A 15,029-nucleotide genomic window follows, 5' to 3' on the forward strand; every position below is an offset into this window, starting at 1 on the left:
CCGGATGGGGAAGAGTGTGCATCGATCGGATTCTCATTGTGAATGTATTCATTTTTCAGGATCCGTTCCACTGGGGGAGATCGCCCCGCTGCGGCGTTGATCGTTCTACCCGCGTGTTGCGGGTGGAGAGAGAGAACGCATGAAGTATTCGAAGTTGAGCCTGGCCCTGGCCGGGCTGATGGGCGTTGGCGCCATCGCGGCAGCTGATGACGTCATGGCAATGAGTTATCACGTGCAGGACGATCGCGTCTTCCTCAGCGGCGGCGTCACCGTCGCCGATGTGGTGGCGCTGCCCGCACTGCTGGCCAAGGCGCAGGCTGAAGGCCGTCCGATCCGCGAAGTCGTGCTGCGAACGTCCAACGGTGGCGCGCTGATTGCCGGCGAGTGGCTGCAGGCGGTGATCCGTACCCAGGGCCTGGACACCATCGTGTCCGGCCACTGCATTTCGTCCTGCTCGATCATGCAGTCCGGTGGCGTCAACCGTTACCTCGGCGGCGATCTGCCGCTGGTCGACTCGGTGCAGATCCATGCCGCCAGCAGTGGTGGCAGGATCACCTATGCGCCGTCGCCGCGCATGACCCAGATCTACACAGGCAACTACGGCGGTGGCATGGATGCGGGCCTGTTGCACAAGGCCATGTATGAAGTGGTGCAGCCCAATGGCCTGCTGGTATTCCGCGACCCGGCGCGTACCACGGGTACGTCGGTTACCTTCGATCCGGATGGCAGTGGGAGCAAGCTGGAGTCATTCCCGGGCCAGGACATCCGCAGCAACAGCATCATCAACACGGCGGGCTATCGCGATCCGGGTGACACCCTTCGTGTCACCAGCAACGTCAGCGGCGACATCAACCCGGGCTACCTGCGCACCGCGCGCCAGCTGCAGGCCTTCGTCGACGACGATTTCGCGCGCTGGAATACCGACTGGGCCAGCACCTACATCAACTATGCGGTGAGCCTGTACAACTTCTCCACGCGGGGGGCGAACGGTATCGGCGCGCAGTCGTTGCAGCAGCTGCTCGCCGACCCCGACCTCCAGGATGAACTGCGCGGGCAGCTGCGGCTGGCCGATCTGGATGCCTCGACCCTGGCCAACTCCGCCGGCGTGATCCGTGTCAGCAATGGCGCCACCTGGCGCACCGCTGAAACCACCGGCGCCGATTTCATTCTGGTGGACAACGGCACCATCGCACTGGAGGGTGGTGCGCTGCGCACCCCCGAGCTGCGGGTGATGCCGGGCAGCATCGTGGTTGGCCACGGTGATATCGCATCGGTCGGCACCGACAGCGATGCGCTGCTGGATGGCACCGGCCCGTCCTACCGCGAAGATGGCTTCAACCGCCTGCGCGTGTTCGGCACGCTGATGCCGCGCGGTGGGGATCTGGTGACCCACGGCTACGTCAACATCATGCCCGGCGGCCAGGTGCTGTTTGATGTTACCGAAGCCGGTGGTACCGGCAGTGGCCGCCTGCGCGTCGGCAGCTTCTACGACGGCGGCACCGAGGAGGGCGCGCTGGTGATCGCGCAGGGCGCACACCTTGCGTTGAATGTGGCCCAGGGCTTCTATGCCGGTGCCTACCGCCGCGATCTGGTGGAAGGGCCGATCTACCAGGGGGGCTTCCAGGATGTCGTGCGGCTGGGGGACGCCGGATACAGTGCCAGCATCACTGCCGGTGAAGTGTTCCGCCCGCGCCACAATTCACTGCTCAGCTTCAACGTGAAGCAGACGGCCGATGGCCTGTGGCTGACCGCCAACCCGGGCTTTGACCAGCTGGGCCTGTTCGCCAATGGCACGTCCGGCGACGGCCTGGGCCGCGCGCTGGCGACCGCCTCCGATCGCCAGGACAAGGGACTGAGATCGCTGCTGGGCGCACTGCAGTTCGCCGACCGCGATGTGATCGCACAACAGGCCGGTGCTCTGCGCGGTGATGCGCACGCCAGCCTGCGACTGGCCGACACCGCGCTGGTGGGCAGCATCGGCAACGTCGTGCAGCAGCACCAGTCGGCCATGCGCAGCGGCGGTGATGCCGATGGCTTGGCCTCGCAGGTGGCGCAGTCGGTCTCCTCCCAGCCGGGCATGCGCCATGGCAGCCTGTTCAACCAGCTGGCGATGCACCTGGTCGAGCCGGCGTCGGGCAGCGTTGCGGGCAGCGCTGATGCTGGACGCAGCCATGGCATCTGGGCGCGTGGTTTCGCCAGCCATGGCCGCCTCGATGCCGACGGTGGCGTGGCCGGCCTGAGCCACACCATCGGTGGCATCGTGGTCGGTGCCGATACCCGCGTGGCCGATGACCGCGTGACCCTGGGCGTCAGCGTGGCTGCGGCGGACATGTCGACCAAGGCCAGCGATGGCTTTGGTTTCACTGGTGACGTGCGTGCGCTGGACGTGGGCGGCTACCTCGATGCGACGTACGCGCGCGGCTATCTGTCGGCGGCCGTGCGCTACACCGATCTGCGCCACGATACGCGTCGCAGCATCAACGGCATCGATGGCCTGCAGCAGCCACTGCGCGCCAAGTACAGCAACGATGCGATCTCCGCACGGGTGGAACATGCGTTCTCCTTCACCACCGCCAAGGGCCTGGTGATCCAGCCGTTGCTGCCGGTGGTGGACTACGCGCGCACCTCGGCCACCCGCTTCAACGAAGGGCAGGGCGCCGGTGCGCTGGTTGGCCGCAGCGGCAGCCTGGAGAGCATCCGCGTGGGTGCGGGCCTGCAGCTGTTCAAGACCTTCGAAGGCAACAACGGCGAGCGCATCACCCCGCGCGCCCGGGTGGTCTGGCAGAAGGAACTGGGCGATTCGCAGGCCCGCTACAGCACCGGCTTCGCCGCGGCACCGGATCTGGTGTTCGGCGCCAGCAGCCAGGCGGTGGGCGAGCAGGTGCTGGCCTGGAACCTGGGTGTGACCAGCCGTGCCAGCGAGCGGCTGTCGATCATGGCCGATTACGTGGGTGAGCGCCGCGACGGGCAGATCCAGAACGGCGTGATGCTGGGCCTGGGCTACAAGTTCTAAGTGGCACCCGGCACCGGCGATGACGGCATCGCCGGTGCCATCCCAACGCGGGTGCTGCTGCGGTAAGGTCGGTCTGCCATTCCACCCAGGCCCGTCCATGCAGATCGCCGTCTTCAGTGCCCGTCCCTACGACCGTCGTTTCCTTGATGAGGCGAACCAGCGCGATGCGGCTGGGGACAGCTTTGCGTTCGTGTACTTCGATGTGGCGCTGGACGTGCACACGGCCGCGCTGGCGCAGGATTGCGCAGCCGTATGCGTGTTCGTCAACGACCGCCTGGATGCGCCGGTGCTGCACGCCCTGCATGCGATGGGCGTGCGGGCCGTACTGCTGCGCTGTGCCGGTTTCAACAATGTGGACCTGGCAGCCGCGAAAGCGCTGGATCTGTTCGTCGCACGCGTACCGGCCTATTCCCCGGAGGCGGTGGCCGAGCATGCGTTGGCGCTGGTGATGACGCTCAACCGGCAGACCCATCGCGCCTACAACCGCGTGCGCGAGGGCAACTTCATGCTCGATGGCCTGCTCGGACGCACCTTGCATGGCCGCACGGTTGGCATTGTGGGTACCGGCAAGATCGGGCTGGCCACCGCGCGCATCTTCAACGGCATGGGCTGCACCGTGCTGGGGCACGATCCTTATCCGTCACCCGCGTTCGGCGGTATCGGCGAAATGGTTGGGCTGGATGAACTGCTGGCGCGTGCCGACATCGTGTCGCTGCATTGCCCGCTGACGCCTGAGACTCATCACCTGATCAATGATGCATCACTGGCCCGGATGAAGCCGGGCGCGATGCTGGTCAACACCTCGCGTGGCGGGCTGGTCGATACCCATGCGGTGATCCGCGCGCTGAAGTCACGCCGGCTGGGTCATCTGGCCATCGACGTGTACGAGCAGGAAAGCGCGCTGTTCTTCCAGGACCTGTCTGGCGAGATCATCGACGACGAGGCCTTCCAGCGCCTGATGACCTTCCCGAATGTGCTGGTGACCGGCCACCAGGGCTTCTTCACCGTGGAGGCGCTGCAGGAGATCTCGGCGATCACGCTGGGGAACCTGCAGGATTTCGTGGCCGGGCGGGTGTGCGCCAACCGGGTAGAGGTGGGCTGAGCCGGATGGATTGACCGCCGGGTCGCCCAGCCCGTAAAATCGCGGGCTCCGCCGGAATAGCTCAGTTGGTAGAGCGGCGCATTCGTAATGCGTAGGTCGCAGGTTCGACTCCTGTTTCCGGCACCAGTTGTAATGAAAAGCCCCGGCCTTGGTTGGGGCTTTTTGTTTTGGCATTTGAAGCAATCACTGGCCTTGTGTCATGAGCGCGAACCCTTATCAGGCTCAAGCGCGCGCACCGGCTGCCGCAGCACGGTCTTCAACCGCGCCGCGTCGATCCTGCGCGGATCGCTCAGGTAGATCTCGTGATGGGGGCCGGCGAAGGCGTAGCCCAGCGAAGGCATCAGTTCGTTGTGCAGATGGGCGAGGGCCGGACCCTCGTCATCGTAGGCGCCTACATGCAGGGTCTGCAGGCAGAGGCCTTCTTCAAGAATTTCATGGCGAAGGCTGGCCGGGACCTCGCCCAGTTTCTTCGCCGACTTGGCGATGGCAGCCTCCAACTGCGCTGGACTGATCCCGTCCGGCGTACGGATCATCACCGTCCACCTCCACTCATCCTTGCGGCGTGCGACAAAGCTCGACGGATCCTCGGCGGTCCACAGGGCTTCCAGCGGTGGCACCACGTAGTCCTGGCCCCCGGCCTTCAGTGCGAACTTCAGTGCATAGCTCACCGCGTACAGCCACTGCACGGCCTGCAGGTAGGCGGGGGCGGTATTCGGATCACCGTGGCCGTCGACCATCAGGTAGGGCAGGGGCGGTACGTCTACCGTCACGAACCGGCCCGCCGGGGGCAGGTACAACGCGCGATCGCGCTTCTTGAAGTCGAACTTGTCCACGGGCCTTCCTCCTGCGCCGAGCATCCCACGCCGGGCACCCGCCAGCACGCCTGAACAGGTTCAGATGACTTTGCCGAACACGGGCGGAGCAGCCGCCATCGCCCGATGCTAGGATGCCGCCCCCGGGTGTTCTGCCCGCCGCGGTTGCGCGGTGCGACAACGTGTCGCAGCCAGAAACGGGCCTTTCCTGCGCTCGATCATTGTCAATGCCTTTCTTAAATGGTGGGTGACGGCCTAAAATTGAAAGGCTGACTCGACCCCACCTCCCTGCCTGTCTTCCGGACCGGTGGGACCGGCTTTGGCCGGAACAGGCAGGACGGGGAACGGCATTCCCTCGCAATTGGATCGACCGATGATTCCGTTGAAAACCCTTGGGCGCTGGTTGCGCCCGGGCCTGCTGCTGTCGTTGCTGGTGATGCTCACCGGCTGCGATGCGGTGGCCATCCTCAGTCCGAAGGGCCAGATCGGCCAGGATGAGAAGACCCTGCTGATCACGGCCACCGTGCTCATGCTGCTGGTCGTCATCCCGGTCATCATCATGACCCTGACCTTCGCGTGGAAGTATCGCGCCTCCAACACCAAGGCCCGCTACGAGCCGAAGTGGTCCCACTCGACGGCGATCGAGGTGGTGGTGTGGTCCATTCCCTGCATGATCGTGCTGGTGCTGGCGGTCCTGACCTGGCGTTCGTCGCACGCGCTGGACCCGTACAAGCCGCTGGAATCGGACGTCAAGCCGGTCACCATCGAGGCGATCTCGCTGGACTGGAAGTGGCTGTTCATCTATCCGGAAGAGAAGGTGGCGGTCGTCAACGAAATCAAGTTCCCGGTCAACACGCCGCTGAACTTCAAGATCACGTCCGATTCGGTGATGAATGCGTTCTTCATCCCGCACCTGGGCAGCATGATCTACTCGATGGCTGCGATGGAGACCAAGCTCCATCTGATCGCCAACGAGACCGGTGAATTCCCGGGCATGTCCTCGCACTACAGCGGCGCGGGCTTCGCCAAGATGCACTTCACCGCCTACTCGGTCACCGATGCCGAATACCGCCAGTGGCTGGACCAGGTCCGCGCCGGCGAGCAGACCCTGGACAAGGCCTCGTTCAAGGCGCTGGGTGAAGCACGCAACGCCGAGTGGTATCCGGTCACCTACTTCGGCAAGACCGAAGAAGGCCTGTTCGACTGGGTCATCGCCAAGCACATGGGCGACAACAAGCATTACGGCATGAAGCACGAACACGCCGGTGCCGCCGCTGCCGATGCCGCCAGCCATGAAGCGCACGAGGGCCATGCCCCCAGTGACGCGCATGATTCCAAGGAATCGGGTGAAAACCTGGATGCCAACGAACACGAACACGCAGGCCACGCCGGCCATGCGGGCTCGGGAGAATGAACATGTTGGGTAAACTCTCAATTGAGTCGATCCCCCACGATCCGATCGTGCTGACCACCCTGGTCGGCGCGGTGCTGGGTGGCCTGGGCGTCATGGCCCTGATCACCAAGTTCAAGCTGTGGGGCTATCTGTGGAAGGAGTGGTTCACTTCGGTGGATCACAAGAAGATCGGCGTGATGTACCTCATCGTCGCCTTCGTCATGCTGCTGCGCGGTTTCTCCGACGCCATCATGATGCGTACCCAGCAGGCGCTCGCCGTCGGCGGGTCCGAGGGTTACCTGCCGCCGCACCACTACGACCAGATCTTCACCGCCCACGGCGTGATCATGATCTTCTTCGTGGCGATGCCGCTGATCACCGGCCTGATGAACCTGGCCGTGCCGCTGCAGATCGGTGCGCGCGACGTCGCGTTCCCGTTCGTCAACTCGCTCAGCTTCTGGCTGTTCGTGTCCGGTGCGGTGCTGATCATGCTGTCGCTGTGGATCGGTGAGTTCGCTGCCACCGGCTGGCTGGCGTTCCCGCCGTTGTCGGGCATCGAATACAGTCCAAGCGTAGGCATGGACTACTACATCTGGGGTCTACAGGTCGCAGGCCTGGGTACCACGCTGAGCGGTATCAACTTCTTCATCACCATCCTGAAGATGCGTACCCCCAGCATGAAGCTGATGCAGATGCCGGTGTTCACCTGGACCGCCCTGGTGACCAACGTGCTGATCGTTGCGGCCTTCCCGGTGCTGACCATCACCCTGGTGCTGCTGACCCTGGACCGTTACCTGGGTACGCACTTCTTCACCAATGACGGTGGCGGCAACGCCATGCTGTACATCAACCTGATCTGGATCTGGGGTCACCCGGAGGTGTACATCCTGGTCCTGCCGGCGTTCGGTGTGTTCTCCGAAGTCATCGCGACCTTCTCGCGCAAGGCGCTGTTCGGCTACAAGGGCATGGTCTACGCCACCGCCTGCATCGGCGTGCTGTCGTTCATCGTGTGGCTGCACCACTTCTTCACCATGGGCTCGGGTGCCAACGTCAATGCCTTCTTCGGCATCACGACGATGATCATCTCGATCCCGACCGGCGTGAAGATCTTCAACTGGCTGTTCACCATGTTCCGCGGTCGCGTGCAGTTCACCACGCCCGTGCTGTGGACCATCGGCTTCATGGTCACCTTCACCATCGGCGGCATGACCGGCGTGATGCTGGCGATCCCGGCCATCGACTTCGTGCTGCACAACAGCCTGTTCCTGATCGCCCACTTCCACAACGTCATCATCGGCGGCGTGGTGTTCGGCATGTTCGCCGGCATCACCTACTGGTGGCCGAAGATGTTCGGCTTCCGCCTCAATGAGTTCTGGGGCAAGTGCGCGTTCTGGTGCTGGTTCATCGGCTTCTACGTGACCTTCATGCCGATGTACGTGCTGGGCTTCATGGGCATGACCCGTCGTCTGCAGAGCACCGTCAACCCGGCCTACGAGCCGCTGCTGCTGGTCGCTGCCGCAGGTGCCTTCATCGTGGGTGCCGGCATCCTGTGCCAGATCATCCAGGTGGCCGTGTCGATCCGCGACCGCAAGAAGACCGCCGACCTGACCGGCGACCCGTGGGATGCCCGTACGCTGGAGTGGGAAACCTCTTCGCCGCCGGCCTTCTACAACTTCGGCAGCCTGCCGGAAGTCACCGAGCTGGACGATTTCTGGGAGCGCAAGCAGCGTGGTGAAGCCTGGCCGAAGCCGGCCAAGTACACCGACATCCACATGCCGCGCAACACCGGCACGGGCGTTGTCATCGGTGCCTTCAGCCTGGTGTTCGGCTTCGCGATGATCTGGCACATCTGGTGGCTGGCCATCGTCGGCTTCGTCGGCATGATCGCCACGTTCATCTACCGCACCTTCGACCAGGACGTGGACTACTGGGTCCCGGCCGCCGAGGTGGAACGCATCGAGAACGAACACCGCAAGCACCTGGAAAACCAGGGCCTGGTGAAGTCGGAGCTGAAGGCATGAGCACCAATACCTCGACCCTGAGCCACGGGCACGCCGCGCAAGCGGCGGCCCATGGCCATGACGACCACGAGCACCACGACACCGGCGGCAACACCGTCTTCGGTTTCTGGGTGTACCTGATGAGCGACTGCCTCATCTTCGCCTCGCTGTTCGCCACCTACGTGGTGCTGGCCGGCGGTACCGATGGTGGCCCGACCGCGAAGGACCTGTTCGAACTGCCGTTCGTGGCATGGGAAACCGCGCTGCTGCTGACCTCCTCGCTGACCTTCGGCCTGGGCATGATTGCCATGCACCGCAAGCAGATGGGCCAGATGTACCTGTGGCTGGGCATCACCTGGCTGCTGGGCTTCGGCTTCATGTGCATGGAAGTGTGGGAGTTCCAGCACCTGATCCATCAGGGCTACGGTCCGGACCGCAGTGCCTTCCTGTCGGCGTTCTTCGCCCTGGTCGGTACCCACGGCCTGCACGTCAGCGCCGGCCTGCTGTGGCTGCTGGTGATGTTCGTGCAGCTGAAGAAGTACGGCCTGACCCCGACCAACAAGACCCGCATGGCGTGCCTGAGCCTGTTCTGGCACTTCCTGGACCTGATCTGGATCGGCGTGTTCTCCGTCGTCTACCTCAATGGAGCCCTGTAATGGCACATGACAACCATGCACACGACCACGGCACCGGCGGCGAAAGCCATGGCACCGTGAAGTCGTACCTGATCGGCTTCGTGCTGGCGGTGGTGCTGACCGTCATCCCGTTCTGGATGGTGATGTCGGGCGACTTCTCGCGCACCGTCAACGGTGTGGTGATCGCGATCACCGCGGTGCTGCAGATGCTGGTCCACCTGGTGTTCTTCCTGCACCTGGACCGCTCTTCGGAAAGCCGCTGGAACGTCAACGCTGCGGCCTTCACCGTGGTGGTGATCGGCATCATCGTGGTCGGTACCCTGTGGGTCATGCACAACATGAACGTGCACATGATGCACTGACGTCCTCGCGACGTTGCCACGCAGAAAGGCCGCCTTCGGGCGGCCTTTTTGTTTGTCTGCGGATATGGGTAGTGCCGGCCGCTGGCCGGCAATCGCGGGAAGCCGGCCGGAGGCCGGCTCTACCCCGCCACCCGGCGCAGGAACTCTTCGGCATCCATAGGCCGGCCCAGGTGATAGCCCTGCAGCTGGTCGCAGCCCAGTTCGCTCAGGTATTCGCGCTGCGCCTGCGTCTCCACGCCTTCGGCCACCACCTGCAGCTGCAGGGTGCGTCCCAGCGCAATGATCGACGACACGATGGCGGCGTCTTCGTCGTTGCGTTCCAGGTCATGCACGAACGCGCGGTCGATCTTCAGTTCGGTGGCCGGCATCCGCTTCAGGTACAGCAGGCTGGAGTAGCCGGTGCCGAAATCGTCGATGGCGATATGCACGCCCATCGCGGTCAGGTCGTTGAGGATCGCCAGGCTGGCGTCGACATCCTTCATCGCCGTGGTCTCGGTGATCTCCAGGGTCAACCGCGCCGGCTCGATCCGGTGCCGCTGCAGCACCTCGCGCACGCTGTCCAGCAGGGCCGGCGAGGAGAACTGCAAGGGCGACAGGTTCACCGCCATCGACCATTCCGTATGCCCGGCCTCGTGCCATGCACGCAGCTGTGCACAGGCACGGTCCAGTACCCAGTCACCGATCGGCAGGATCAGGCCACTGCGCTCGGCGATGGGAATGAACACATCCGGCGCCAGCAGGCCCAGTTCCGGGTGCTGCCAGCGCAGCAGGGCCTCGGCGCCGGTAGCTGGTGCGCCAGCGGCCGGGAACTTCGGCTGGTAGTGCAGCAGCAGCTCGTCACGCGCGATCGCCTTGCGCAGGTCCTGCAGCAGGCGCAGCTGGCGGTTGGCACTGAGCTGCATCGACGGGGTGAAGAAGGTATAGCCGTTCCGGCCGGTTTCCTTGGTGTGGTACATCGCCGCATCGGCGTGCGCCATCAGTTCGCGCTCGTTGCTGGCGTCATCCGGGTACAGGGCGATGCCGAGACTGGCGCTGACCTGCAGTTCGGCGGCATCCAGGGTGAATGGTTCGCCGGCGGCGGCGATGATGCGTTCGGCCACCACCACCGCATCGTCCGGGGTGTCGATGGCCAGCACGATCACGAACTCGTCGCCGCCGAGGCGCGCGAACGTGTCCTGCGGCCGCAGCAGGCCGCCGATGCGCTGTGCCACCGCCACCAGCAGACGGTCGCCGAGCTGGTGGCCATAGGCATCATTGACCGCCTTGAAGCCGTCCAGGTCGCAGAACATCACCGCCACTGCGCGGCCGCGGCGGCGCGCTTTTTCGATGGCCTGCTCGATGCGGTCCTGCAGCAGCATGCGGTTGGGCAGCTGGGTCAGCGGGTCATGCAGGGCGGCCTGGATCAGCTTGTCGTTGGCGTGTGCCAGTGAATCGGCCAGCAACCCGGTACGCACGCGCATCTGCCGATCGAACAGCGAGGCGACCAGGGCGATGCCCAGCGTGGCCACGGTGGTGACGATCACCAGCACTGCCAGCCAGCGCGTGTCGATGCCGCCGCTGCCGACCGCGCCGCAGATGCTGCCTTCGGGGAAGCGTGCGGCGGCCATGCCGGTGTAATGCATGCCGACGATGGCCAGGCCCATCACCAGCGAGGCCAGTGCGCGCAGGCGCATGGTGTGGCGCTGCTCGGTACGCAGGCGGAAGGCGATCCACAGCGCGGCGCCGGCGGCACCGATGGCTACTGCAATGGAGGCGGCGAACCAGCCCGGGTGATAGTCGATACCCGGCTGCATGCGCATCGCGGCCATGCCGAGGTAGTGCATGGTGGCAATGCCCAGGCCCATCAGCACGGCGCCGGCCAGCAGTCGTCGCCAGGGCAGGCTGGGTCGTGACACCAGCCACAGCGCATAGGCCGAAGCGCCGATCGACACTGCAAGCGAATACAGGGTGATGCCGAGGTCGTAGCCGACCGGGATCGGCAGGTCGAAGGCCAGCATGCCGATGAAATGCATCGACCAGATACCCAGGCCCATCGCCGCCGCGCCGCCGGCCAGCCACCAGCGGGCCACGCGGCCCTCGGCCGTGGCCAGGCGGCCGGCCATGTCCAGCGCCGTGTACGAAGCAAGAATGGCCACCAGCAGGGAGATGGCGACCAGGCTCTGACTGTAACTGCCAGTCATGTTGAATCCAGAGGGGGAGGGAGGGGCGCCCGCAAGGCGCACGCCCGCGACAGCTATCGGCGCGGGTGGGCGGGACTTGAGCGGTCGCAGCACCTGCGACCCGGCTCGGCTATCCTGCCACGCCTGTTCCCGTTGCTGGAAATCATCCGATGGCAAAAGCCCGCACCGCCTACGTCTGCAATGAATGCGGCGCCGAATTCAGCAAGTGGCAGGGCCAGTGCACCGAGTGCAACGCCTGGAACTCGCTGTCGGAAATCGTGCTGGAGAGCGCGGCGGCGGCCAAAGCGCCGGCCTCGCGCCGGGCTGGCTGGGCCGGCAAGATCGACCCGCCGAAGATCACCGCCCTGAAGGACGTGGAGCAGACCGAGCATCGCCGTGTCTCGACCGGCATCGGCGAGTTCGATCGCGTGCTGGGCGGGGGGCTGGTCGAGGGCGCGGTGGTACTGGTTGGTGGCGACCCGGGCATCGGCAAGTCGACCCTGCTGCTGCAGGCGGTGGCGAAGATGGCGGCCGAGCTGCCGGTGCTGTACGTCACCGGCGAGGAGTCGCTGGCCCAGGTGGCCGGCCGCGCACACCGGCTGGAATTGCCGCTGGATGGTGTCAATGCGCTGGCCGAGACCGGCGTCGAGTCGATCCTGCAGCATGCGTCCAAGGCCGGCCCGCGGCTGATCGTGGCCGACTCCGTGCAGACCCTGTGGACCGAGAGCCTGACCGCCGCGCCCGGCTCGGTCAGCCAGGTGCGCGAGAGCGCGGCGCGGCTGGTGCGTTTCGCCAAGGAGACCGGCACCGCCGTGTTCCTGGTCGGCCACGTGACCAAGGAGGGCGGTATCGCCGGCCCGCGCGTGCTCGAACACATGGTCGATGCGGTGCTGTACTTCGAAGGCGAGAGCGGCAGCCGCTTCCGCCTGCTGCGCGCGTTCAAGAACCGCTTCGGTGCGGTCAACGAGCTGGGCGTGTTCGCGATGGGCGACAAGGGCCTGAAGGAAGTCTCCAATCCGTCGGCGATCTTCCTGTCCGGTGGCAGTACCCACCAACCCGGCAGCTGCGTGATGGTCACCCGCGAGGGCACCCGGCCGCTGCTGGTTGAAGTGCAGGCGCTGGTGGATGCCTCGCCGCTGTCGAACCCGCGCCGTGTCGCGGTCGGCCTGGAGCAGAACCGCTTGGCCATGCTGCTGGCGGTGCTGCATCGCCACGGCGGCGTGCTGGTCGGCGACCAGGACGTGTTCGTCAATGTCGTCGGCGGCATCCGCGTGCAGGAGACCGCTGCCGACCTGCCGGTGCTGCTGGCGGTGCTGTCCTCGCTGCAGGACCGGCCGCTGGCGGAAAAGACGATTGCGTTTGGCGAGGTTGGCCTGTCCGGCGAGATCCGACCGGTACCCAATGGCGAAGACCGCCTGCGCGAGGCCGCCACCCATGGTTTCAAGCGCGCCATCGTGCCCAAGGCCAATGCTCCCAAGGGCGGCTCGGTGAAGGGCATGGAAGTGATCGCGGTGGAGCGTCTGTCCGAGGCTATCGACGCGGCGTGATCGCGCCGGGCATGGCCCGGCGTCACCACCGCGCACGTGGAATACGGCGGCCGACACGGTAACGGTCAGCCTCCCTGTGCTAGTTTTTCCCGCTCGACGAAGGCGCCCTCTGGCGTCTTTCCGTGCCCAGGAGTAAACGATTACATGCAGGACACCGCGCTCACCGCCCCCAACGCCGAAATCCGTCGCGCCGGGGTCGATCTCAATGGACTGATGACGGTGCTGGGCAAGCACCTCTATTCCACCCCGGTGGTGGCGCTGCGTGAGCTGGTGCAGAACGCGCACGACTCGATCATCCGCCGCCGCATCGAACAGCCCGGCATCGAAGTGCCATCGCGCATCTCGGTGCAGGTCGATGCCGCTGCCGGCGTGCTGCGCATCATCGATACCGGCGCCGGCCTGACCCGCCAGGAGATCCATGACTACCTGGCGACCGTCGGCGTCGGCTACACCCGCGGCCTGCGCCAGGGTGGCGAGGACGATGAGGGCCTGATCGGCATGTTCGGCCTCGGCTTCCTGTCGGCCTTCGTGCTGGCGCGCCGGGTCAGCGTGCGCACCACCTCGTACCAGACGCCGGAACTGGGCCATCTGTACGTGTCCAGCAACGCCGAGCAGTACACCGTCAGCGAAGTGCCGGCACGCGCGGTCGGCACCGAGGTGGAACTGGAGCTGCATCCGGACTTCCTGCCGCTGGCCAACGAGGCGCGCCTGCACGAAGTGCTGGGTCGCTACTGCGCGCTGCTGTCCGAGCCGATCTTCATCGGCGCTGCAGGCGAGGCGCTCAACCCCGAGCCGCCGCCGTGGCGCGGCCAGAGCGATGTGGCCCTGCATCCGGTGCAGGCGCGTCGCCAGGCGCTGCAGTTCGCGGCGCGTTTCGAACATGATTTCGAGCCGATCGTCACCGTGCCGTTGCGCGCTGATGGCAGCAGTGATGCCACCGGCCTGCTGTGGGTGCAGGACGGTGCCACCTACGGCACCAGTGACAACCGCAACCTGTCGGTGTTCGTGCGCGGCATGCTGCTGGACGACGATGCGCGTGACCTGCTGCCGCCGTGGGCGGGCTTCATCGGCGGGGTGATCGAATCCTCGCGGCTCACGCCCACCGCCAGCCGCGAAGACCTGCAGCGCGATGACCAGTACCGCGCCGTGCAGCATGCGTTGCTGGAGGCGCTGATCGACGGCCTGGCCGACGTCGCGCGGCAGCAGCCGGAAGCGTGGCGACGTGTATTGAGCCGCCACAACGAGGCGCTGTTGGGTGCGGCGCTGTGCGATGACCGCCTGTTCGACCTGTTGCTGGAACACGTGCGCGTGCCGACCTCACAGGGCGATCTGCCTGCCAGTGCGCTGCCCGCACGCGGTGCCGTGCATGTGATCCTCGACAACGGTGGCGGCTTCGAGGAAATGCTGTTCCGTGCGATGGGCGTGCCGGTCGCGCATGGTCATCGCTATGCAGTAGTGCCGTTCCTGCGGCGCTGGGCCCAGGCCAAGGGCCTGCGCTTGGTTGAACTGGGCACCGAACAGGGCAACCGTGCGCTGTTCCGCAGCGATGACAGCCTCGACGAGGCGCAGCTGGCATGGCTGCGCGAGCAGCTGGGTGACGGCGAACAATTGCTGCCGGCACGCTTCAGTCCCGAGTCGCTGCCGGTGGTGGTGGTGCCCGACCGCGAAGCCGAGCTGAAGCAGCGCCTGGAAGACGATGAGAACGACAAGCGCGTTTCAATGGCGGCGCTGCGGCTGGCGCGTCAGTTCACCGCGCGCATCGAATCGCGTGCGCCATCGCGGCTGTACCTCAACCTCGACAACCCCGCGGTGCAGGCGCTGCTGCGCGCCCAGCGCGAGGGCCACCCGCAGGCCGAAGCCGCAGCGCGCCTGCTGCGCTCACTGAAAATCATCGTCGCCGCGCAGGGCCGTCCACTGGCCCGCGCGACCGCCACGCCCGGCCCGGATCTCAACGGCGCCTTCACCGATATCGCCGGTGCTCTGCAGCAGATGCTGCGCTGAGCACC

General features: G+C 65.6%; 10 protein-coding genes and 1 tRNA gene. 9 read left to right on the forward strand and 2 right to left on the reverse strand.

Features of this window, described 5'->3' with window-relative positions:
* Positions 1-139: 139 nt before the first annotated feature.
* From V3B48_RS01695 to V3B48_RS01705, 3 genes are all read left to right on the forward strand, one after another.
* Positions 140-3,013: an autotransporter domain-containing protein gene (locus tag V3B48_RS01695; RefSeq protein ID WP_329893045.1), complete on the forward strand. Its 2,874-nt coding sequence runs from the start codon at positions 140-142 to the stop codon at positions 3,011-3,013.
* A 97-nt stretch (positions 3,014-3,110) separates the two neighbouring features.
* Complete coding sequence (locus V3B48_RS01700) at positions 3,111-4,115, forward strand: 2-hydroxyacid dehydrogenase (protein WP_329893046.1); 1,005 nt, start codon at positions 3,111-3,113, stop codon at positions 4,113-4,115.
* A gap of 50 nt (positions 4,116-4,165) precedes the next feature.
* Positions 4,166-4,241: transfer RNA gene (locus V3B48_RS01705), tRNA-Thr, on the forward strand.
* A 71-nt stretch (positions 4,242-4,312) separates the two neighbouring features.
* Here the strand turns inward: V3B48_RS01705 and V3B48_RS01710 are convergent.
* The gene (locus V3B48_RS01710; protein WP_285302730.1) at positions 4,313-4,948 is read right to left on the reverse strand and encodes a GyrI-like domain-containing protein; all 636 of its coding nucleotides are present in this window, start codon (positions 4,946-4,948) and stop codon (positions 4,313-4,315) included.
* A 352-nt stretch (positions 4,949-5,300) separates the two neighbouring features.
* Here V3B48_RS01710 and cyoA point away from each other — a divergent pair, with 352 nt between their 5' ends.
* The 4 genes from cyoA to cyoD are packed head-to-tail and all read left to right on the forward strand — an operon-like array spanning position 5,301 to position 9,317.
* Entirely contained in the window at positions 5,301-6,341 is a 1,041-nt protein-coding gene (cyoA, locus tag V3B48_RS01715; RefSeq protein ID WP_049424459.1) for a ubiquinol oxidase subunit II, read from the forward strand.
* Positions 6,342-6,343: 2 nt separating this feature from the next.
* Complete coding sequence (gene cyoB, locus V3B48_RS01720) at positions 6,344-8,341, forward strand: cytochrome o ubiquinol oxidase subunit I (protein WP_049462341.1); 1,998 nt, start codon at positions 6,344-6,346, stop codon at positions 8,339-8,341.
* On the forward strand, positions 8,338-8,976 hold the full coding sequence (cyoC, locus tag V3B48_RS01725) for a cytochrome o ubiquinol oxidase subunit III (RefSeq protein ID WP_012510428.1): 639 nt from the start codon (positions 8,338-8,340) through the stop codon (positions 8,974-8,976). Before cyoB ends, cyoC begins: the two co-directional genes overlap by 4 nt.
* Positions 8,976-9,317 (forward strand): cytochrome o ubiquinol oxidase subunit IV, encoded by a 342-nt coding sequence (cyoD, locus tag V3B48_RS01730; RefSeq protein WP_005408584.1) that lies wholly within the window; start codon positions 8,976-8,978, stop codon positions 9,315-9,317. The genes cyoC and cyoD overlap by 1 nt, the downstream gene beginning before the upstream one ends.
* Before the next feature lie 119 nt (positions 9,318-9,436).
* Here cyoD and V3B48_RS01735 read toward each other — a convergent pair whose 3' ends face one another.
* Positions 9,437-11,497, reverse strand: a complete 2,061-nt coding sequence (locus V3B48_RS01735) for a bifunctional diguanylate cyclase/phosphodiesterase (protein ID WP_329893047.1) — start codon at positions 11,495-11,497, stop codon at positions 9,437-9,439.
* 149 nt (positions 11,498-11,646) lie between these two features.
* Between V3B48_RS01735 and radA the strand changes: the two genes are divergently transcribed.
* A complete protein-coding gene (gene radA / locus V3B48_RS01740; protein ID WP_014646395.1) occupies positions 11,647-13,023 on the forward strand; it encodes a DNA repair protein RadA in 1,377 nt (458 codons plus the stop codon).
* 144 nt (positions 13,024-13,167) lie between these two features.
* The gene (locus V3B48_RS01745) at positions 13,168-15,024 is read left to right on the forward strand and encodes an ATP-binding protein (protein ID WP_329893048.1); all 1,857 of its coding nucleotides are present in this window, start codon (positions 13,168-13,170) and stop codon (positions 15,022-15,024) included.
* Positions 15,025-15,029: the final 5 nt, after the last annotated feature.

Source organism: Stenotrophomonas sp. SMYL20, assembly GCF_036320045.1.
GTDB lineage: Bacteria > Pseudomonadota > Gammaproteobacteria > Xanthomonadales > Xanthomonadaceae > Stenotrophomonas > Stenotrophomonas maltophilia_A.

Excerpts from the sequence above, each read along its gene's own strand:
- cyoB (WP_049462341.1), top strand. The coding sequence starts at position 6,344 with ATGTTGGGTAAACTCTCAATTGAGTCGATCCCCCACGATCCGATCGTG.
- cyoC (WP_012510428.1), top strand. The coding sequence starts at position 8,338 with ATGAGCACCAATACCTCGACCCTGAGCCACGGGCACGCCGCGCAAGCG.
- V3B48_RS01745 (WP_329893048.1), top strand. The coding sequence starts at position 13,168 with ATGCAGGACACCGCGCTCACCGCCCCCAACGCCGAAATCCGTCGCGCC.
- V3B48_RS01700 (WP_329893046.1), top strand. The coding sequence starts at position 3,111 with ATGCAGATCGCCGTCTTCAGTGCCCGTCCCTACGACCGTCGTTTCCTT.
- V3B48_RS01695 (WP_329893045.1), top strand. The coding sequence starts at position 140 with ATGAAGTATTCGAAGTTGAGCCTGGCCCTGGCCGGGCTGATGGGCGTT.
- radA (WP_014646395.1), top strand. The coding sequence starts at position 11,647 with ATGGCAAAAGCCCGCACCGCCTACGTCTGCAATGAATGCGGCGCCGAA.
- cyoA (WP_049424459.1), top strand. The coding sequence starts at position 5,301 with ATGATTCCGTTGAAAACCCTTGGGCGCTGGTTGCGCCCGGGCCTGCTG.
- cyoD (WP_005408584.1), top strand. The coding sequence starts at position 8,976 with ATGGCACATGACAACCATGCACACGACCACGGCACCGGCGGCGAAAGC.
- V3B48_RS01735 (WP_329893047.1), bottom strand. The coding sequence starts at position 11,497 with ATGACTGGCAGTTACAGTCAGAGCCTGGTCGCCATCTCCCTGCTGGTG.